Origin of the sequence: Fibrobacter sp. UBA4309 (assembly GCF_002395745.1) — a bacterium.
GTDB lineage: Bacteria > Fibrobacterota > Fibrobacteria > Fibrobacterales > Fibrobacteraceae > Fibrobacter.
This window is the reverse complement of the sequence record NZ_DGUN01000069.1, coordinates 1-21,286: the sequence shown is the minus strand read 5'-3', so window position 1 is coordinate 21,286 and position 21,286 is coordinate 1. Positions and strand designations below refer to the sequence as shown.

13 protein-coding genes are annotated in these 21,286 nt (G+C 56.6%); 2 read left to right on the top strand and 11 right to left on the bottom strand.

The window, feature by feature from the left end; all coding sequences use genetic code 11:
- Positions 1-63: 63 nt before the first annotated feature.
- Together B3M32_RS09675 and B3M32_RS09670 are read right to left on the bottom strand one after the other, a co-directional pair.
- A complete protein-coding gene (locus B3M32_RS09675) occupies positions 64-3,777 on the bottom strand; it encodes a fibro-slime domain-containing protein (protein WP_290746009.1) in 3,714 nt (1,237 codons plus the stop codon).
- Between the two features lie 299 nt (positions 3,778-4,076).
- A complete protein-coding gene (locus tag B3M32_RS09670; RefSeq protein ID WP_290746006.1) occupies positions 4,077-7,988 on the bottom strand; it encodes a fibro-slime domain-containing protein in 3,912 nt (1,303 codons plus the stop codon).
- A 229-nt stretch (positions 7,989-8,217) separates the two neighbouring features.
- Here B3M32_RS09670 and pta point away from each other — a divergent pair, with 229 nt between their 5' ends.
- Positions 8,218-9,606, top strand: a complete 1,389-nt coding sequence (gene pta / locus B3M32_RS09665) for a phosphate acetyltransferase (RefSeq protein WP_290746003.1) — start codon at positions 8,218-8,220, stop codon at positions 9,604-9,606.
- 103 nt (positions 9,607-9,709) lie between these two features.
- Here pta and B3M32_RS09660 read toward each other — a convergent pair whose 3' ends face one another.
- The 9 genes from B3M32_RS09660 to B3M32_RS09620 form a co-directional block, all read right to left on the bottom strand.
- A complete protein-coding gene (locus B3M32_RS09660; protein WP_290746000.1) occupies positions 9,710-10,438 on the bottom strand; it encodes a hypothetical protein in 729 nt (242 codons plus the stop codon).
- Between the two features lie 9 nt (positions 10,439-10,447).
- Positions 10,448-11,203, bottom strand: a complete 756-nt coding sequence (locus B3M32_RS09655) for a hypothetical protein (RefSeq protein WP_290745997.1) — start codon at positions 11,201-11,203, stop codon at positions 10,448-10,450.
- A 6-nt stretch (positions 11,204-11,209) separates the two neighbouring features.
- Positions 11,210-12,547, bottom strand: a complete 1,338-nt coding sequence (locus B3M32_RS09650) for an ATP-dependent 6-phosphofructokinase (RefSeq protein WP_290745994.1) — start codon at positions 12,545-12,547, stop codon at positions 11,210-11,212.
- Positions 12,548-12,617: 70 nt separating this feature from the next.
- Positions 12,618-14,423 carry a sensor histidine kinase gene (locus tag B3M32_RS09645; protein ID WP_290745991.1) on the bottom strand — a complete coding sequence of 602 codons (1,806 nt, stop codon included), beginning with the start codon at positions 14,421-14,423 and terminating at the stop codon, positions 12,618-12,620.
- Entirely contained in the window at positions 14,405-15,133 is a 729-nt protein-coding gene (locus B3M32_RS09640; protein ID WP_290745988.1) for a response regulator transcription factor, read from the bottom strand. Before B3M32_RS09640 ends, B3M32_RS09645 begins: the two co-directional genes overlap by 19 nt.
- A 26-nt stretch (positions 15,134-15,159) precedes the next feature.
- Positions 15,160-15,969 (bottom strand): hypothetical protein, encoded by an 810-nt coding sequence (locus B3M32_RS09635; protein WP_290745985.1) that lies wholly within the window; start codon positions 15,967-15,969, stop codon positions 15,160-15,162.
- 159 nt (positions 15,970-16,128) lie between these two features.
- Positions 16,129-17,523, bottom strand: coding sequence for a hypothetical protein (locus tag B3M32_RS09630; protein WP_290745982.1), 1,395 nt, complete (start codon positions 17,521-17,523; stop codon positions 16,129-16,131).
- Positions 17,524-17,676: 153 nt separating this feature from the next.
- Positions 17,677-18,285: a penicillin-binding protein activator LpoB gene (locus tag B3M32_RS09625; RefSeq protein ID WP_290745979.1), complete on the bottom strand. Its 609-nt coding sequence runs from the start codon at positions 18,283-18,285 to the stop codon at positions 17,677-17,679.
- Positions 18,286-18,379: 94 nt separating this feature from the next.
- Positions 18,380-18,916, bottom strand: coding sequence for a PEGA domain-containing protein (locus B3M32_RS09620; RefSeq protein ID WP_290745976.1), 537 nt, complete (start codon positions 18,914-18,916; stop codon positions 18,380-18,382).
- A 281-nt stretch (positions 18,917-19,197) separates the two neighbouring features.
- On the opposite strand from B3M32_RS09620, the gene B3M32_RS09615 reads away from it, so the two are divergent.
- Positions 19,198-20,892, top strand: a complete 1,695-nt coding sequence (locus B3M32_RS09615; RefSeq protein WP_290745973.1) for an ABC-ATPase domain-containing protein — start codon at positions 19,198-19,200, stop codon at positions 20,890-20,892.
- Positions 20,893-21,286: the final 394 nt, after the last annotated feature.

The window sequence follows — 21,286 nt, the reverse complement described above, 5'->3', positions numbered from 1 at the left end:
AATTGAAAAACGTCCCGGCAATCCGGGACGTTTTTTTTGGAATAATGTTTAGAGAGAGAAACTCTACTTGGTCGGGTCGAGCGTTATGCCGTTCGATCTTCCGCGGCGTACGCCCCAGAGGAAGTCGCGGGTCGTGTGCTTGATGACCTCGTCGTCGATGGTAATCTTGAACTCGAGACGGGCGATGTACACGCCGGTAGCCACGAGGCCGCCCTTGTTGCTGCGCATGTTCCAGGCGAGGAATATCTTTCCGCTGTTGGTAATGCAGTTCGCATCGGGGTCGTCTTCCTTGTAGACGGGGTCTTCACAGCCGATCATGCCGGACTGTCCGCCCACGAAGTGGCCGAGGTGCGAGTAGTAATGCGTCTTGTAGCTCAGGTGGACCTGCGAGGGTTCGATAAGCGTCTCGTCGCCATTGCGGTAGGCGTCGATGTTCGATGCCGTAAGCTTGTTTTCCTTGATGGCGTTGATGACGCGGTCGCTCACGCCGGCATCTTTCAGCTTTTCTACCGGTATGGTGCCGTTCTTGATGGCGTCGAAGACGGCCTCCGCTGTCGCGTACTTGGCAAGGCTCGAAGTGATGACCGTGTCGGCGCTGTTCGCGATGCTTGCGTTCACCAGTTCGTTGAATGCCTGCTTGTCTTCGGTAGTGAGGAGCGGGCTGCTGGTGAGCGTCGCCGCGGTAATTTCGCCGGCCTTGATGGCGTCGAGAACTGCTTCGCTGATGCCGTAGGAACCGCCGAGCCTATCGTTCACGATATCGTCGATAAGCTTCTGGGTCGCTTCGGCCACGCTCATCTTGGTAATGGTCGTGTCGAAGGTTCCGCTGTTCATGAGCGTGTTGATGAAGTTGTCGAGCGTGGCGACTTCTTCCTTCGTCTGGTCGCTGATAAGCGTACCGACATCGAAGCTGACAAGGTGTCCCTGCACGCCGAAATCGGCAGCCACCTGTTCGACGCCCTTGTTCTCTTCGGTCACGAGCTTGGGAACCGTCGAGGAGTCGCTACGTACGATGGGATTGTCCGGGTCGAGGCTTACGAGGCCGGCACTCGAAATGGTCATTTCCTGTTCACCCGTGATGCTTACCCACGGGTTGTTTTCGTGCGGCCTGTTCAGCGAGAGGTCCTGTGCGGTAGCGCCGGAACCCGGAGTGAAGCGGATGAGGTCGCCCACGGAAGGAATCACCTGGCTTATGGAGGAACCGACAAAGATGATGCTCATCATGTTGGCTGCCTCGGCAGTCTGGGAATTCGGCTTGATGGGATCGGCCTTCACTTCGGAACGGATGCAGGTGTACTGGAACATATCCATGTAGTACTTCTTGACGGAGTCCGTGATGGCTTCGCTGAAGGTGATGGTGAGGATATGGTTCGTACCGTCGGAAATCTTCTTGACTGCGGACTTGATGATCGGATTCACGCCGTCGCTCACCGGTTCGTTGCGGATAGTGAAGTGGTAGTCCTTTCCGCCTTCCTTGTAGGTGATGTGCGTCGTCATGTATCCGGTAAATACGCCGGAGTTGCTGCCGGTAAACACGAGGCTTCCGAATCCGCAGGGCTTGTCTTGCTTGCAGCTGCCAGAGGTGAGGGACAGCGTCTTGCCGTTGAAGGGCTTCACGGTCTGTTCCGGATGTTCTTCACCGAAGTTCACCTGGAGCGATGTGAGGATGTTCTGCGAGTCGAATGCCTTGTCCCATGTGATGAAGAGGCTGTCGCCGCGTCCGTCACCGTTACGGTCGTAGAGCGTAGCGAGCTGCACGTGCGGGATAGGCGGTTCGTCGAATACGAGCTTGGTCCAGAGTGCCGTAGACGATGCGGCTCCCTTGACTTGCAGCAAGGCGTCTGTCACGGGGCCGTTTGCCATCACGTAGAACGTCGCGCTCTTGGTGTTGGAATCGAGGGCCACCTTGCTGATGGGGTTGCCGTCTGCGTCGAAGATGCCGACCAGCTGGTTGTTGGTAGAAAGGTTCAGCATCTTGTTATAGGTGGTGACCTCGGCCCAGTCTTCGTCGAACTTGACCGTCACCTTGTACATCTCGTATGCCCAGCGGCCGAGCTGCAGCGTATCGCCGCTGACTTCCTTGCCGAGGGTCTTCTTCTTTTCGGAATCGACGAAGACGATGGTCGGGACGTTGTACTGCGGCACGGTGAAGTGCACGTCGTAGGACTGACTCGGCTTGTCTTTCAGGGTCACTCTCAAAGTGTAGTGGCCGGGACCGAGAGCGTAGTTCTCTGCGATTTTTGTAGAGTCAATGGTAAGGTGAGTGCCATTGGCGTTGATGGTGATGCCTTCGTACCAGGTTCCCGGTCCAAGCGGCTCGCCGCTTTCTCCGAGGTTTCCGCCGAGAAGGAGGAAGTTGGAGGGGCCGGCGACCGTATCGGTCTTGGCGAGGTCGTTGTTCGAGAAGTCGCAGGAGAGCGCGTCCCTCTTGACGATTTCCCAGATGTCGTAATCCTGCACGCCCTTTTCGTAGGTGCCGGTAAGGAAGATGCTCGCGTCGGTATGCAGGTCCATGGACGTGCGCATCATGAAGTTCGAAGAACTGATGTGGCGTTCCACGTAGAAGATGTGGAACGGGTATTCCGTGCCTTCGGTAAGGCCGAGGGTGTCGAGATCGACGGAGCCCGCCACCTGGCCGTGCTGGCCACCGATATCCACGACGAGCCTGTTGTTGATGAACACCCACACGTCGTCGTCGCCGAAGAATTCGAAGTACTGTCCCTTCACGTAGACGAACTTCGCCTGGAACTTCATGGTGAATCCGAAGTTGTGGTTCTTGTTGTCGCCACCGCCTTTCTGCTGGTCGAACATGGGGTTCTTTACGCTCTTTGCCGGATCGAGGAATTCGAAGTCGTCGAGCAGGAAGAAACCGCCTTCGGGGCTGTTGCCGTCTTTCTGGCCGAGCCAGAAGCCGTCGTCGGTCATGTCGAGCTGCACGTCGCGGCAGGCCGCGTTCGTGTACTTGTTGCCGGCGGCATCCTGGCCTACGTATTGCGGCAGGAACCAGGCGTCAAGCCAATCGGTAAGCTTGCAGTTTTCGGGGAAGTCGGCTTGCTTGCGTACGGGAACGCCCTGCGGGCCGAGCAGGTCTTCCACCATGCCGCGCATGTAGCCTCTCCTGTTCTTGTCCTGGGCGTTGCTGCCACCGCAGCCGCCACTGCCGAAGTCGTTACTGACCATGTATGCCGGCAGCCAGGGTGAAGTCATGAATTCCGGATCCTGGTCCTTGGCGCCGTTGCCGTACTTTGTCGTAACGCTAGAGTCCCTGCGGTTCGTTGTCGTGGTGACGGCTCCGTCGCCGTTCTTGCCGTGATACCAGTCGAACATCATCACGGAGATGGTGCGGATCGGGCATTCGCCCAGGCGCTGCGGATAGGCGGCGTATACTTCGGGGGCCATTTGGCCCGGGTTTCCGACAATCCAGATGGTGTCCGTCTTCGCGGCAACCGTATCGAGCGTAATCTCTTCGGTCGTGGGGAGCGCACCGGTAGGAACGGTTTCTTCGCCCTCGTTGCCCACGTATATGTAGCCTATGGTCTGCTTGAAGCGGACCTTGAAACCGGATGCCGGCGCGGTCGCCTTGGCCTGGAACCATCCGCAGTAGTTCTTGACTGCGGTCATGAGGGTTTCCTTGCCGTCCTGGATAAGGATGGCATTCGTGTTTGTCCAGCTGGGCATAAAGCGGATGACGGTGTTGCCCGTCCCGTTGATTTTTTCCGACGAGGATGACGAACGTCCTCCGCCACCGCCGGGGCCGATTTGCGCTTGCGTCGACATTATGAGGACCAGGCACAGAACCAGTCCCCTTGTTAGCGATTTATACCACATTCCCATCGCTCCTTAAATGTTTATCCAAAACAGGTTTATCTGTGTTAAATATCACTTTTTATAAGGCAAAAGTCAACCAAAATTTACTTATCATTTATACCAAGTGTTTAGAAAAGTTTACAATATTTTGAAATTTGTGTAAAAATAGAATTTTTATTTACAAAAAAGCTTTGTAAATTTTTTAGAAATGCAAAAATATGTGTAAAAAAAATACGGCAAATTGACGTTTTGCCGTATCTTAAAGTCCCTTAAAGGCCCAAATCTGCGATGTTCAGCTTTCCGCGGCGCACGCCCCAGAGGAAATCGCGCGTCTGGTGGCTGATTTTCTTGTCGTTCACGGTCACCTTGATTTCTATGCGGGCGATGTAGACGCCCGTGGCCGCGAGGCGCCCGCTGGTGGCGCGCATGTTCCAGGCGAGGAAGAACCTGCCGTCGCTGTCGAGGCAGCTCTTGGCGTCGCCCTGCTGGAAGATTTCGTCGTTACACTTGATCGAGCCGCTCTGCCTGTTCACGAAATGCCCGAGGCTCGTGTAGTATGTCGCCTCGTAGAGCAGTTCGGCGTTGGCGGCGACCGTCTGCGCGATCATCTCGACGTCGGCTTCGGTGCCGCTTGCGTAGTAGTGGAGGTTTTCTACGGTCAGCAGGCCGTGTTCGTAGGCGTCCACGATAATGTCGCTCAGGTCGAATTTTTCCTGTGCGTCGTCGATGGTCATCTTGCCCGTGCTGACCAGCGTAAGGATTTCTTCGATGGTGTACGTCTTGGTGTCGCCGGACTCTTCGGCGTTCTTGTCCTTGTAAGATGCCGTGGACTGCACCGCCTTCACGATTTCGGCAATTTCGTTCTTCACGAGTTCGCCCATGTCGAGGTCGCCCAGGTAATGCCCCTGCGTGCCGTAGATGGCGGCCACCTGCTTGGCGCTGAGCGCGACGTCGCTTACGACGAGTTTCGGTATCGTGGCGGAATCGCTACGCATGATGACGCGGGCGCTGTCGAATGCCGGGGAATTCTTGTCGAGGTTCACGAGCGCCGGGCTCGTGATGCGCACGCTCTGTTCGCCGGTAATGCGTACCCACGGGTTGAGCTCGTGCGGGGAAACTTCTACCAGGTCGAGCGCGAGGCCTCCCAGGGACGGCGGCGCGAACCTTACGGAGTCGCCCACGGTCGGCACGACATCGTTGATGTTGCCCTTGATGAACACGAGCGTCCACTGGTGTGCGGGCGAAGTGGACATGTGAGCGGGAGCGATGAGGTTGGAATACTGTCCGTCGGCGTTGCGGCTGCGGAACATGAACAGGTTCACGTTCTTGCCGTCATCGACAATGCCTTCGCTGAACGTGAGCTTGAGTTCGGTATTGCCTTCCGAAGAAATCTCGATTTCGGCGGCGGTGATGACCGGGCCGACTTTGTCTGTAAGGCGCCCGTCTACGGGGAATATCGCTTCCTTGCCGTCTTCTTCGTCGGTATAGGTGTAGAAGATGTTCAGCTTGCCGGAATAGGGCTCGCCGTTCCCGCCGGTAAAGATGGCCGTGCCGAAGCTGTTGCCTGCAGAAGTGATGGTCGCGAAGTCTTCGCCGTCCTTGTAGCTGATCCTGTGCACGTTGGCGGACGTGTCGTGGTAGGCGCTGTCGGTGGTGCCGAAGGTGAAGTGGATGGAGTCAAGGACGCTCTGGCCGCCGAGCGGCTTGTTGAAGTGTATCCATACGCTGTCGGCGCGTCCGTCGCCGTTGCGGTCGTAGATGAAGGCGCTTTCTACCTGCGGTACGGGCGGTTCCTTCATGTTGATCTTGAGCCAGTCGATACTGTGGTTCTTGGAAGCCGAGGTGGTAAGGGTCATGGTCGCGTTGACGACTTCGCCGAGGCCCTTCACGTAGAATATCGCGCGGCCGGAATCCAGTACGACTTCCTTGATTTCGTTGCCCATGGAATCACATGCGATGAGCAGCGTGTCGGACATCGAAATCTTGACGCTGATGCCGCTGTACATTACGGCCCAGTCCTCGGCGTACATGACGTTCACCGGGTAGAGCCTGCCTGCCCACATCTTTTCGCCAGGAATCAGGCTGAGCGGGAGCGTATCGCTGGAGACGTTCCTGCTGGAATCGGTGCCGAACGGGTTCCAGTACTGGCTATAGCAAAGGGAGTCGCCTTCTTCGGATTCGATATCCAGGACGCAGTAGCTCGAGTCGATGATTTCGGCGAAGGCGATGTTCGGCATTTCGTAAGGTTCGACAGTGAAGTAGACGTCCTTGTAGTCGGCCGGGTTGGACTTGAGCGAGACGCGGACAAAGTAGGTGCCCGGCGGGAGCGCCTGTGCCTTGGCGATATCCTTCGGCTTTATGGTGAGCATCGTGTAGTCGTTGCCGACGGTGATTCCGCTGTAGTAGAGCGAATCCAGGATGTTGAGCGGAATGCCCTTCGAATCGAGACTCCTGCCGAACAGTACGAAGTTCGATGGCCCGCGTTCCGTGGATTCCTTCTCGGGTTCCGACGAGAAGTCGCAGGCGAGCACGCGTTCGCGGATTTTCTGCCAGACCTCTTTCTGGATGACATCCGGGTTGTCCGAAACGTCGGTGAGGAACATGCTCGATTCCACATGCAAGTCGATGGAGGTGCGCATCATGAAGTTCGAGGCTTCGCGCTTGCGTTCGGCATAGAAGATGTGGAAGTTGTACGTGGAATCTTCTTTGAGGCCGAGCTTGTCGAGGTCGACGGATTTCTTGACCTTCTTGTGCTGGCCGCCGATGTCCACGACGAGCTTGTTGTCGATGAACACCCACACGTCATCGTCGCCGTTGAATTCGAAGTACTGGCCCTTCACGTACTGGAAGGTCGCCTGGATTTTCATGGCGAAACTGTAGTTGTGGTATTCGCGCTTGCCGTTCACCTCGAGGCCCACGATGGAGTCGTAATGGACGTTCTCGACGGTTTTCGCACTGTCGAGGTAGCGGAAGTCGTCGAGCAAGAAAAGGCCGCCTTCGGGGCTTTCGTCGTCTACCTGCGCGTACCAGAAGCCGTCGTCGGTGAGCGAGAGGCTGATTTCGCGGCAGGTGACGTTCGTGTACTCGTTGCCGGCATCGTCGGTCGCGATAACCTGCGGCAGGAACCAGCTGTCGATATGTTCGGAGTTCTTGCAGTTGCTCGGGAAGTCCGAGGACTTGCGTACGGGAACGCCGTTCGCGCCGAGTTCCTTCTCGACCATGCCGGTCATCGGATCGCCTTCGCAGCCGCCCTGGCCGAAGTCCAGGTTGGTGCCCTCGCCGAACATGGGGACGCCGCGCTTGTCGAATCCGTTGCGGCCGGCACCCTTCTTGCGGTCGTACAGGCCGTCTTCGGTGCCGTCGGAGTTGACGGAGCCGTCGTACCAGTCGAACATCATGACGGGCAGGTTCTTGATGGGGCAGTCGCCGAGGACTTCCGGGAACTTCGTGGTGATGTCGGGAGCGCCGAACTGGTAGGCGTAAACCCATACGGTATCCGAAATCTTTACCACGGAATCGAGGTCGATTTCGTTTTCGATGGAGATGGAATCCTTGGTCGGCCCTTCGTTGCCGACAAACGTACCGCCTATGGTCTGCTTGAAGAATACCGTGAACGGGTCGTTCTTGGGCGGAGTCACCTTGGCTTCGTACCAGCCGCAGTAATTGGGCACGGTCGACATGAAGTTCTCGTCGGCACCGTTAAGGTACATGATGGCGTTCGTGTTGGTCCAGGGCGCAAAGAAACGGATAACCTTCTTTTCGGGGGTGGGGATGACTTCGGGCTTTGTCTTGGAAATCGTCAGGGTGCTGTCTTCGTTGATGATGATCCAGACTTCGTCGACGGCCTGGCTGTCGACTCCGTTCTTGTAGTCGGGGAAAAGTTCGGAAAGATACGGCTCGTGGCCTTCGTTCAGGTTCTTGCGGCAGGTGCTTCCGCTACAGCTTAGGCCGAAGCGCAACTGGCGCACGTCTTCGCGGCCCTGCCTGTCGGAACCTTCGAGGCGTTCCTGCTTGAAATAGATGTTGAAGATACCTTCTTCGTCCTTTTCGACGGACTGGTACTTGAAATTTGATTCGTTGTCTGCGTAATAGAGGCTATTGCCGTCATAAATGACGTGCGCCACTGCCACGTAGTCGGCAGCAAAAGAGCAAACAACAAACGGAGCTAAGCATAATGCCAAGCCCCGGAATAGGCTTTTCAACCTCATCCGAATCTCCAGTTCCCTAACGTATCCTGTTATCCTAAACTGACTTAAAGATAATTTTTTTTAATACGAAGCGTATTTTTTTCTTAACAGACGAGGTAAAACTTTCTTAATGTAAAACAAAAGTTTACAGGGCTGCGGATTTTATTGAAAAGGCAAAAAACCTAATTTTATTTCGTAAAAACAACAAAAATGGAGATTTCTCATGAACCGTGTTTATCTGGTTGCTTCCAAGAACATGCATGCGACAGTCAAGGATGTCGTGGACGCCATCGCCGCCGCCGGCCTCACCAGCGCCACGTACGAACTGAACGTAAACGGCGCCGCCGCTGCCGAACAAATTAAGTCGGGCAATACCGCCGTGCTTATGGAGACGATTGCCGCCGACTTCTTGCTGCACGATTTCAATTCCGTCGATGCCGTTGTCGTGGAAGGCGCCCAGGGAATGAGCGACGTTGTCGCCCAGAAGTTCAACGAGTCGCTTGCCACCGCGCTCGATGCGAAGGTCTATTGCGACGGAGACGATGCCGAACTGTTCTGCCCGTGCCGCCTGCTCCAGTGCCCCAAGTGCCTGGCGAAGGATTTGGCCGCCGAGCCCGCCGAACGCAAGACCAGCCAGGCCATGTTCCGTGCAGGCCTCCTGCTCAAGGCTTCCAAGTCCAAGAAGAGGATAGTGCTCCCCGAAGGTAGCGAACCGCGTACCGTGCAGGCCGCGAAGCTCGTGATTGACAGGAAGATTGCCGTTCCCGTGCTTATCGGCAAGAAGGACGAAATTTTCGCCGTCGCGAAGGAACAGGGCGTTCAACTCCCCGCCGATATCGAAATCATTGAACCGAGCGCGGAACTCGCCGAAAAGTACGTGCCGACTCTCGTGGAACTCCGCAAGTCGAAGGGCATGACCGAAGAGCAGGCGCGTGCGGCTCTCGCCGACAACGTGATGCTCGGCACCATGATGCTCAAGATGGGCGAAGTGGACGGCCTCGTCTCTGGCGCCATCCATTCCACTGCCGACACGCTGCGTCCGGCCCTGCAGATTATCAAGTGCGCTCCGGGCGTGAAGTCCGTGAGTTCCGTGTTCTTCATGTGCATGCCCGGTCAGACGCTTATCTACGGTGACTGCGCCATCAACCTGAACCCGACCGCCGAAGAACTCGCCGGAATCGCGATGCAGTGCGACGACACGGCCAAGGCCTTCGGTCTGCCGAGCCGCGTGGCGATGCTCAGCTACAGCACCATGAACAGCGGCAAGGGCCCGGATGCGGACCTCGTGCGCGAAGCGACAAGGATTGTGAAGGAGGCCCGCCCCGAAATGCTCGTGGATGGCCCGCTGCAGTACGACGCGGCGACCGTGCCCAGCGTCGGTTCCCTCAAGGCTCCCGGCAGCACCGTCGCCGGCAAGGCTACCGTGTTCGTGTTCCCGAGCCTCTCCGCCGGTAACATCGGCTACAAGGCCGTGCAGCGCAGCGCCCAGGGCACGATTTCTATCGGCCCGATGCTCCAGGGTCTCGCCAAGCCGGTGAACGACCTTAGCCGCGGCGCCCTCGTCGAAGACATCGTGTACACGATTGCCCTGACTGCCGTCCAGGCGGGTTAAGCCGGAACCGGGGAATCCCCCGAACATCAAAGGAAATTTAAAAGTCCATCAGCATTGCCGATGGACTTTTTCTTTGTCGAAAAATGCGGATTGCCGGTATGGGCTAGAACGTGTAGAATACGGCGAAGCGGAATGCCATGGGGTCGTCGAGGTCGTCGTCACCCGACACGGTGAACAGGTCGCCGCCGAAGAAATGCACGGAGAAGTCGAGGCTCAGGCTCGGGGTCACGCCGAACTTTATGCCGGGATAGACTTCGAATCCGTTGGAGCCTTCGCCCTGCGGGCCGAAATCTTCGCCCATGTAGAGGTTGAATCCCACATAGGGAATGAACTGCCCCAGCAAGATGTCGAGCTCGTTCCCCAGCAGGAAGAGGACGAGGGAGTTGTCGGTATTCAGTTCGGCGCCGAATACGGAACCCCATGCCACGATGCCGATCAGGCTCGTATGCTGCAGGCCGAAGGCGTAGCTGAGGTAGTCGCTGGAATAGGAATCGTCACCCACGGGGATGGATACGTCGGCAAAGATGCCGAATCCCGGAGTCAGCTGGAAGCGGAGCCCGACCGGGATGTTCCCGATGCCGTCCATTTCCATGTCTTCGCCGTCAAAGTGCGTGAAGAACCTGTAGTTGAGCTTTGTGTATAGCTCGAACCAGTTGGTGAGGGAGTAGCGTACGCCGGCTACCGCCCCCATGGCGGTCACGGGATCCTGGTCGCTGTATTGCAGTTCGGCGGAAACCTGGCCAGAACCGGAAGGCAGGATAGGGAAGTAATCCCATATTGCAAATGACGCGGACGCCACGATGGCGCAGATGGAAACGATTTTCTTTAGCATGGGTTCCCCTTATTTTTTCTTGTCGAGTTTGGCGTTGATTTTCTTCTGGAGTTCCTTGAGTTGCCAGCGGCCACGCTTGTCCTCGAGGAAATAGCTTGTTCGTATTCCGCGCGAAAGGCCGCGGTCAATCAGGTTCAGCGCATCGGCGTAGCGCTTCTGGTCAAAGCGCAGTTCTGCCAAGAAAAAGTAGTTGTAGAGGTCCTTCGGGTCTTTCTCGAGCGCCATGGTCAGGTACTTGTCGGCAAGCGCCTTGTCGGGCCACGAAAGGATAATCGGGATGTAGGGCAGCAGCTGGTGGGCGCGCCCCAGCACCTGGTAGTCGTTGCTCGCCGTGGCGATGTCGCGGACCCGGTTCGCCACGCCTTCCTTGACGGCGGTAAGCGGGTTCTTCTCGGCGCCCCACATTGAAAGCGTCGTGGCGTATATGTGGGCGATTTCCTTGTTTCCGGGGAACTTGCCGTAGGCGCTCTCGGTAATCGTCTTCAAGGAATCCAGGTGCAGCTTGCGCTTTTTCTTGTCGAAGGGTACGAAACGGAAGGAGTAGTAGTAGCTCTTGACGTAACCTTCCATCGCCTTCTCCAGCACGGACTGGTCTTGCATGGCACGGCGGTAGGCGTCCTTCATGAGCGCCGCGTTTTTCGGGTCGGCCTTGTCGCCGCTGGAACGTTCCGCCCTGGCCGCATAGCAGGAATCGGCAAACGCGAGGTCGCTGTTAGCCAGGGCCATCGTTACGCCGAAAAGCAGTACGCACAGGGTTTTTACCATTCAGACCTACTTGGAACCTTTCCCCTTCCCGGAGAAGTAGTCCTGCTGGCGTGTGGCGCCGAGCACGGCGTGCCACAGCGTCCCGTTGGGGTTGATTTTCTTTCTTTCGTTCACGGCATATTCGATAGGCACGTGCGTGAATTCCCCGTTCATGCTGCCGACGACCATGTCTGTCTTGCCTGCCATGCCGGCGTGCACGGCGCTTTCGGCGAGCTGGAAGCAGAAAATGGCGTCGGTTCCCTTGGCGGGGATGCTCCTCACCATGTAGCTCGGGTCGAAGTACTTGATGTTGATTTCCTTGCCGACCTTGTCAAAATGTTCCTTGATCTTTTCGGTGAGGAATTCGCCGATGTCGTTCTTCAGGATGTTCCCGCTCGCGTCACGGCGTTCTTTCTGGTCCTTGAACAGCTCTTGCCCGGCGCCTTCGGCGACGGCGATGACGGCGTGGGTCTTGCCGCTGGCGTAGCGGCTTTCGAGAGCCTTGAAAAGTCCTTCGAGCGTGAAGGGGACTTCGGGCACGAGGCAGAAATTCACGACGGTGGTGGCAAGGGCTGCGTAGGCGGCGATAAAGCCGGAGTCGCGGCCCATGAGCTTCACGAGGCCGAGCCCGTTGAAAGCTCCGTTCGCCTCGTTGTGGGCGCTGGTAATCACGTCGGTGGCGCTAAGCACGGCCGTCTCGAAACCGAATGTCTTGTCGATGAGGTTCAGGTCGTTGTCGATGGTTTTCGGGATGCCGATAATCGATATGGGCTGGCGGCGCTTCTTGACTTCTTCGGCGATGGCGTGGGCGCCGCGGAGCGTGCCGTCACCGCCGATGCAGAACAGCACGTTGATGTTGAGGCGCATCAGGGTATCGACCATCACGGAAGGCTCCTGTATGCCGCGGGAGCTGCCGAGGATGGTGCCGCCGTCTTCCTGGATGGAATCGACCACGTCGGGGTTGAGCGTGATGGGCGGGTATCCGTATTGCGGATTCAGGCCGCGATAGCCGTAAGGGATGCCGAAGATATTGCGGACGCCGTAATCGAACCACAGCACCTGTACAAGGCCCTTGATGACGTTGTTGAGGCCGGGGCAGAGCCCGCCGCAGGTCACGATGCCCGCACGGGTCCATGCCGGGTCGTGGAATATGGTTTCGCGCGGACCGGCCGCTTCGAGCGACGGGGCCGTGACACCCTTGTCAAAGAATTCGCGAATGCGCTTGACGTCGGTCGTGAGGCCGATACGGTCTTCTTCGGATACGAACTGGATTCCCTTCATCGGGGACTTGAGAGTGCCCTTACCGACGGTTTCGATAGAAAGGTCGTACTTTTCCGGGTTCTTTAGGATGTCTTCTTGCGTCATAGTTTAAAATCCTGATTGATGGGGCGGATTTCTTTGTCTTTTCTGCGTTTTATAAGATACATAAAACCCGCTAGATGGACAACGGCGGGAAATGGATTTTGGTTCGCAGTCCGGGGTTCGCGTTCTCGATTTCGATCCTCATGTTCGAAAGGGCGCAGAGTTTCTTGACCATCGAAAGTCCGATACCCGTTCCCTGGGTGGTGCGGGTCATTTCGTTTTCGACACGGTAGAATTCTTGGAACACCTTTTTCATTTCGGATTGCGGGATGCCCGGGCCGTAGTCGCGAACGGCGAGGTACACGTGGTCCACGGCCATGCGGAGCTCGATGACGATCATCTTGTAGTCCGCCTTGACGGAGAACTTGAGCGAGTTGTCCACGAGGTTCGTCAGAATCTGCATTACGGCGTCGCGGTCCATCATGAGCTGCACGCTGTCGACCTCGGTGTCGCAAGATACGGTGAGTTCGAATCCGTGGTCCTCGATGTTCTTCGTGTACATGGTGACGAAATCGTCGAGCACGGCCTTGGGTCGGTCTTTCTTGATGTTTGCCACCCAGCGGTTGCCGTCGAGCTTGGAGAGGTTCAGCACGTTCTGGATAAGTCGCGTGAGGCGGTCCGATTCGCGGGCGATCTGGCTGTATTTCTGCAGGCGCTTGTCTTCGCTCATCTTGCTGTCGTACTGCTGCAGGAGTTCCGCGCTCACCTTGATGGCGGTAAGCGGCGTCTTGAGTTCGTGACTCACTGCCGAAATGAAATCCTGGCGCTTCTTGGCGAGAGACACTTCGCTCTGCGTAAGCCTGTAGACGGCGATAAGGCCCGCCGCCAGCACGAACAAGACGACAAAGCCGAGGAACAGCAGGATTCCGCTGCTGTTGAAGTTCTCGCTCTTTTTCATGTACATGGAGAGCGAAATGTTGTTGAGCGGCGGGAGCAGCGGGACAGAGAGAATCTGCGTGGTGGCGTTGGAGGTGCCGAAACGGAGCAGGTCGATGTTTTCGGTCGAGAAGGCGAGCACGAGATCCTTCTCTAGCGGGTAGAACTGGGTCTCGTTCTTTACGAGGCTGCTCAGGTAGGTGCGCAGGTCTACGACGAATCCCTGTACAAAGAGTTCGCTGCCGCGGCGCACGTTGCGGTGGAACACGATGTAGTTCTTGTTGAATACGGCCTGGAAGGGCTCGATTTCGACTTCCTGCGTACGGGCGTATTCCGGCAAGACGTCCAGGGTGTCGAAGTTTGCGGATTCCGCGTTGAAGGCGAAAGCTTCCTTTTCGGAAGTTTGTTCGAAACGGTTGGTGCGTTCGCTGCGGGAGCCTTTCTTCTTTTTGCCGGTGAGCTTCAGGTCGTGCTTGTACAGGCGGTCGATTACGGTCTCGACGGAGTCCCTGGGCTGGGCGATAGCGCCGATGCCTTCGTTACGGACTCCGAGTTCGTTGAGGATGTTGTTGATGCGGAATCGGACTTCTTCGCGCTTGGTGCGTTCTGCCGGGGAAATCTGTTCCAGGAGGATTTCGCCGAAACGCCCTTCGGGCAAGAACGGCGTGCGCAGGGAGTTGTCCGGGGCGAGCTGGAAGTGCCCGACGAGTCCTTCGTACTGGCTGGTAATCGGGTAGTCCACCAGTTCGGAAAGCGTGTTTTCTTCGCCGCCAATCACCTGGACGGTCCTGATGAACCCGTATTCCGAGTAAGACCGCTTGTCCTCGATGGCGAGGTCCTTGGCGATCTGCTGGTTCAGCGTGTTCGCGACGAACATCGCGTGGCCCTGGTACAGCGAGTTCGTACCGATTTCCAACTGCGAATACGCCTGGTAGAGGAGCACTACCAGGGGTAACGTGATGACGAAGAATATCGCCGCGAATATTACGTGGATTTTGCGCATTCAGGAGCCGAACGCATCTGGTACCCTTCTCCACGGAAGGTCACGAGGAGCTTCGGATGTGCCGGGTCGTCCTCGATTTTCTTGCGGAGCTTGGTGATATGGATGTCGACCGTACGGGTATCGACGGATTCGGCATTCTCGTATCCCCAGACCTTGCGGAGCAGTTCGGCGCGCGGTACGGCGTGGTCGCGGTTGTTCCACAGGTATTCGAGGATTTCGATTTCCTTGCGGGTGAACGCGAGTTCTTCCTTGCCGCGGGTTCCGGTGTATTCGCGGAAGTTCACGCGGAGGTTGCCTGCGGCGAGCTTGCCTTCGTTCTCGAGAGACTGGCGGCTACGGCGGAGCACTGCCTCGATTCGTGCGAGGAGCATGGGCACGGAGAAGGGCTTCGGGATGTAGTCGTCGGCACCGAACTTGAGGCCGTTGATGATGTCTTCGTCGGCGTTCTTGGCCGAGAGGATGATGATGGGGAGGCTCCTGTCCTTTTCGCGAATCTTGTCGCAAACAGTGAAACCGTCCATACCGGGAAGCATCAGGTCGAGGAGGACGAGACCGTACTGGCCGGACAGGGCTTCGGTGAGGCCGCTCTCGCCGTCGGCTACGTGCTTTACGGAGTAGCCGTTCAGTTCACAGAGGTCCACGAGGCCTTCGGCAATTGCAATTTCGTCTTCGATAATGAGAATGCTGGTGCTGCTAGAATTTTGAGACATTTTATTCCTGTTCCTTTGAAACTTTATTAAATCGCGAGGCCGAGACCGAGTTCCAGCGCTATGATGCCCGGATCGATTTCTTCGGGATAGTCGCCACCGAAGTAGAACTTGGTGTTGAAGTAGGCGGCTATCGGGATAACCGGAAGCTTGGCGCGTACGCCGATAAGGGCGTGTCCGCCGATGCTGGTCTTGACGCCTTCGTTCAGGGCCTTGTCCTGCACGCGCTGCTTGAGGGTTTCACCCAGCTGGCTGAGTTCTTCGGCCTGCTGCTGCACTGCGTTCGGGTCGAGGCCGGATGCGGCTACCTGCTGGATCATGCTGGCGATGGTCGGGTCGTCGATGAGGCTGGCTACGAACGGCTGGTTCAGGACGAAGCTGTTCGCGAAAACGGTGAGACCGCCGCCGATATAGGGGCGGATGATAGGAATGGTCGTGATGGGGTAGGTGATGGAGATATCGCCGTTCATGGTGACAAACTTCGGGTTTGCCTTGCCGAACGGGGTTCCGCCCAGTTCAATTTCGAGGGGGATTACGGATTCGGTCTGGTCGACGGGATTCGTGACATAGAGGCTTGCGTCGTACGAGCCGAAGCGGATGTTGAAGGTACCTTCGATGTCGATGATCGGGAGGATATCTACCCACAGTTTGAAACCGAAGCCCTGCATCATTCCATCGGAACCTTCGTGGCTAAAGTTGATTCCGTCAGAAACAGGGGCTTTTTCGCCGGCTTTCATGGTTGTGCCGAAGCCGGGGTTATAATGTGCACCGATGCCGATAATGGCAAAAGACTGCGTGGCAAGCATGGCCGCTGCGGCAAGAATGATTTTACAATTCATAGGATGCTCCTGTTTAAACTCGTGATTTGAAATTACATAAAAAAAGCGGAAAAGGACACCCATTTTTTTCAAAAAGGGCATTTTAACAGAAAAAACGGCCAAAAGTGGCCGTTGTTTATAAATATTTGCGGATTAGGCACTTATGGCTGTCGCGGGCCGTTACTTGATGGCCGGCACGATGAGCAGCACCTTCTGGCCCTTCTTGACCGGGATTTTGTCGAAATTGTAAACCCCGACGGTCTCGCCGTGGCTGCCCTGGGCGGCGACGCTCACGCTGTGGCTGCCCGGTTCTACGGGGAGGCGGGTCATGTAGAAGGAATTCGGCAGAAAGAGCCCGACGCGGAGGTCCGCCTGCTCGAGCTGGCCCTGCGCGACGTCCATGCCGATGTTCTTGACGAGGTCGAAGAGGCCGTTGCCTGTGTTGGTGGCGGATTTGGCTTTTTGGGCCGCGATGGTGCGGAGCGTGACTCTCACCGCGGTGCGCGTGATGGTGGAGGTCTTCTCGTCTTCCATGTTCTGGCGGAGTTCGCCGTCGACGTCCATCACCTTCTCGGGCTTTATACGCGTCTTGCCGTCCAGCGAGACCTCGAAGCGGTTCACGCGGCTCGGGTGCTTGCGTACCTCGGGGAGCGCGAACCCGATATGGAACGTGCCGCTGCCTGCGCCTGCGACCGGCGGGGCCACTAGCGTAAAGGAATTGCGCTGCCCGGTTTCGCCGTCCTTGTAGTAGAGGTTCATCACGCCGCCGCTCACGAACGTGCCGGAGAGGTACATCTCGCCCAGGATGGGGCTGTGGCCGGCGTAGCCGATGACGATGATTTCCTGGCCCATTTCCTGGACGGCCGTCGCCTTGGGCGTGCTCGCGAGTTCCTTCTTCTTGAGGGCGCGGATGTCGTCTTCGCGGTCCATGCGCCGCAGGCTCTCGGTGACGAACTCGAACACTTCGTTCGGTAGTCCCATCTTGCTTTCGTCATAGGCCTTGACGGTTTTGTAGTAGGCGATAGCCGCATCGTCCTGTTCGCCTTCCAGGTCGTACACCAGGGCGGAAAGGTAACGCAGGAACCCGTTGTCGTTTACTTTGTCTGCATCCTTCTGGTAGAGCCTGTTCATCGCTATCTGGGAGCGTTTTACCTCGACAAGTGCCCCGTCGAGGTCCATTTTGGCCAGGTAGTTCAAAATCTGGAACTCGTACATGGTCAAGATTTCGAAGGGCCTCGCCCGGTAGGGGCGAATGTTGTCGTTCGTGAGGATGGCCGCTGCCTCGTTCGTTACGGATTTCGTATAGAGGTCGTCGTTGATTTTTTCGGCCTTCTCGAAATTCTTGATGCTCTCGTCGAAGTTGCGGTTGTAGTGGTGCAGTACGCCCAGGTCGTAGTAGTACAGGAATTCGCTGTTGGAACCGTACAGGTCCTTCTGCTTTTTCTTTACTTGGGCGATAGTCGCCTCGAAGCCCTTCTTCTCGAGAGTCGGGGCCAGTTCTTCGTACCGCGTCATGGACTTGTTCGCGCAGGACGCCAACAGGAATGCGGCAAGCAACAGGAATATCCGTTTCATAGCGTTGTCCTAGATTGCGGAGGTGGGGTGTTAGGGGCGGAGCCCCTAGGAGAAGGGGTAGCCCCGGAATGGGTCCGGGGCGAGGGGAAGGCCTTCCCCTTTGCCCACGCTACACATTACACATTTCACACTACACATTGCAGTGCAGGTGCATTACATTTTCACGCTGGACTGGGAGACGTACTTCTTGATTTTCTTGTCGCCAATCCAGACCTTCTTGTGGCTCTGGATGTCGGTGAGTTCCATGTCGACCTGGTAGTAGATGACCTGTTCGCCACCTTCCTGGTCCACGATGGAGTTGAGCGTGCCGGTGAGCATGAGGTCGGCGCCGATTTCCTGGCCCGCGTCTTTGCGGGTTTCTTCGGTGGCGTTGCCGGCCTGGCTGGCGAGCTCGTTGCGGAGTTCGGTGCGTTCTTCGGCGTTGGCGACGAAGTCGGCCTTGCCGCTGTTGATGAGGGCGCGTTCGATGTCCTTGATGAAGGTCTCGACGTTGATGTGCTCGTGACTCTTGTTACGGACCTGGCCAATCACGACGGTCGGGACCTGGCCGTTCTTCTGCTGGATCATGGTCTGGTACCACGGGCGGTTGAGGCAGTCGGTAATCATTTCGTCTGCCACGAGACGGGAATCGGTGTCGTTCCATGCGCCGGACAGGTCGGTCACGGAGTTGGAGTCGATGCGGGAAACCTTCTTGCCGCCGCTGGAGCAGCCGACGAGGAAGGCGAGAGAGGCACAAAGGCAGATAGTCCAAATCTTAGACATATTTATCTCCTGGTTGAGTTTTACGTGGATAAATATAAAAAAACAGAGCCCCCCGACGGGAGCTCCTGTTCTTTTATTCCAAGACGGGCCTGGATTACTTTTTCTTCTTGCCGGAGGTGGCGTCGAGCTCGAGTTCGACGGTTTCTTCGCCCTTGACGGTCACGAGAGCTTCGGCAGACTTGCGGTTAGAGCATTCGGCACGCACCACGTGGTCGCCTGCATCCAGGTTGTGGATGGTGAGCGGGGCGCCGTCGGTCTTGTCGGAGTTTTCACCGTCGACGAAGATGAGGCACTTGCCCGGCTTGGTGGAAACCTTGATGTGGCCCTTCGGGATCTTGGTGCCGAAGTCGAAGTTGTTGCGCTTGTCCTGGCCCGGCCAGATGTTGACGCGCTGGTTCACGAGTTCGTAACCCTGGTCGATGACCACGAGGGTCTGACGACCGGACTTGACCTGCATATGTTCGATGGGGCTCTTGCCGAGCAGTTCGCCGCCCAGGTACACTTCGCTGTTAGGCGGTTCGGTGATGATGTTCACGGTAGCGGCCTTGCCACGGGGAGGCGGATCGTCGTCGGCGACGGCGGAAGTAAAGAGAAATGCCACCATAAGGGCAAAGATATAGAGTTTCTTCATGGATTACTCCTTTTGTTTGTACATAAAATATAATGTTTTTCCGGAATTTAAAATAATTTTATGAAAAAGTTTGTGTACTTAGTGGGGAATTAGTAGAAAAAAGAGTAGAAAGTTCAGAGTTACTAGTTACTAGAAAAGTGAAAACGGAATTTTTTTTCGCGGTAGGAAATGTAAATAACCTAGATGTACAATGCTTAAAATGTTTCTAGATGCATTACTTAGAACTAATAACTAGTAACGAGTAACTGATGCCTTAAGTTCTTATACCTATATTTCTCAACATGAAAGCCCTTTACCAGAAAATTCGCTCCCTGAATGGCAGGAACTACGGCCTTTACAAGTCCCTTGCAGACAAGCCCTGGGATTTCGGTGACTTTGTTCTGGATTTTATCCATATACAGGGAGACCCGTTTGCCCCGCCTTCCAGGGTGGTTGTCAAGGCGAATCTTTCGGTGCTGGGCTATGCCCCGGAATGGGGTGTCGATTTTGAACGCAGGCTCGCCCTGAGCGATTTCCTGTTCCGCCGTCTTTCGCGGCTGGTGCAGGAACGCTATCCCGAAAAGAATGCGGCGGTCGTATTCGACATGGCTGGACCCGAGATGCTGGTGCGGAATTCCCTGTGGGTCGATAACGGCGAGCTGCGCGCGTGCCTGCAGGTGAGGCTCCCGGGCGAAGGCCGCAAGATTCAGGCGGAAGACGCTGCGGAAATCTTGACGATGGTCCTGCCCGACCTGGTTTCGGCTGGACTTTGTCATAGCGGGGACGACGATTCCGCGCTGCAGGAACATTATCGCGTACTTGCCGAACGCAAGGCGATTCTTGCGGAACTGGATGCGCGCGGATTGGCCGCGTTTGTTCCCGACGGCGCTGTGCTGCCGAGGGCTTCGGGCCTGAGCGAGATGCCGCTCGAAGGTGCGGTACCGTTTACTGCGCCCGAGGAGATGGCCGTTACGCTGAGCGTGAGCGGACGTGAAATCCGCGGTATGGGAATCCCGCGCGGGATTACCGTGATTACGGGCGGGGCTTTCCACGGGAAGTCTACGCTACTGCAGGCGTTGACCCGTGCGGTGTATCCGCATGTCCCGGGAGACGGACGGGAGGGCGTTGTCGTGGACGAATCCGCCCTCCGTGTGGGCGTCGAAGACGGCCGCAGCGTTCGCGGGACGGACCTCTCAACGTTCGTGCGCGACTTGCCGGGCGGCGTGAGCACAAAGAGCTTTGTTACGTTGTCTGCATCTGGCTCTACAAGCGAGGCGGCGAACCTGCTAGAGGCGATGGAGGCGGGCTCGCGCGTATTCCTGATAGACGAGGATTCGTCGGCGGTGAACTTCCTTATCCGCGACGTGCGCGTGCGCAAGCTTCTGGGCGACGACCGCGAGCCGCTTATCCCGTTGACCGACCGCATCCGTGAACTTGCGGCCGCGGGCTATAGCTTTATCCTTGTGGCAGGAGCCTGCGGTGACTATCTCGATATTGCAGACAACATAATTATCATGGCGAATTACAAGGCGGAGTGCGCTAAGCCTAGCCCAAGCGATGCTGCGGCTAGCCGTGCCGTTGCGAACCTTGCTCCGTTCGCCCTGCCGGAGCCCCGCGCCTTCGCTGCCTACATGCAGCCCCTGCAGAAGTCGGTGCGCCCGGTTTCTGCCGTGGAACGCCAGGTGAAAGTGAAGCTTGCGGGCGATACTTTGTTGCAAATCGGTTTCCTGGTCTCCGACACGTCGCGCCTCAATACGCTTGTCGATAGGCAGCAGCGGTTCGGTGCCGGCTTTGTGCTCCTGAACCTCTTGCAGAATGCCGCGAGCAATACCGACGGAGAATCGGACGTGTCGATTTCTGACACTATCCGGAACCTGTACGAAAAAATCCGCAATGTAGGCTTCCGCAACCTGCCACAGGGCATGAGCCGCGAGATGAGCCTGCCCCGTATTGTAGATATCGCCTGCGTTGCATTCCGCTTGCGCGAAAGTCGCTAGTTTTTTGGCGATTTATAGACATTTCAATTTCTGAAAAACGGTGCGTGCCGATGGGTTTTTCCTGTCGTCAGAAAACAGTATGTTTATAATATGTTGATAAAATGGTGCGCTCTCCGGATTTAGGCGGGTTTTTAAAAAAAAATCAAAAAAAATTGAAATTTTTTTAGAAAAACCCTTGACATTCCGGCTGAAAATTCTATAATTGGCCTCACCCTCGAACGGGAACGGCGGAACGCCGGGAACGGCCGGGAGGGACGGGAACCCGAGAGGTTCCCGGGAAGATTGAAGGAATCGGAGATGTGCTTAGTGACGGACCAAGAGCAATTCTTGGAGTCAATACGAACGTGATTAACGGGACCAAGACTATAGAAATCAATGAAGAGTTTGATCCTGG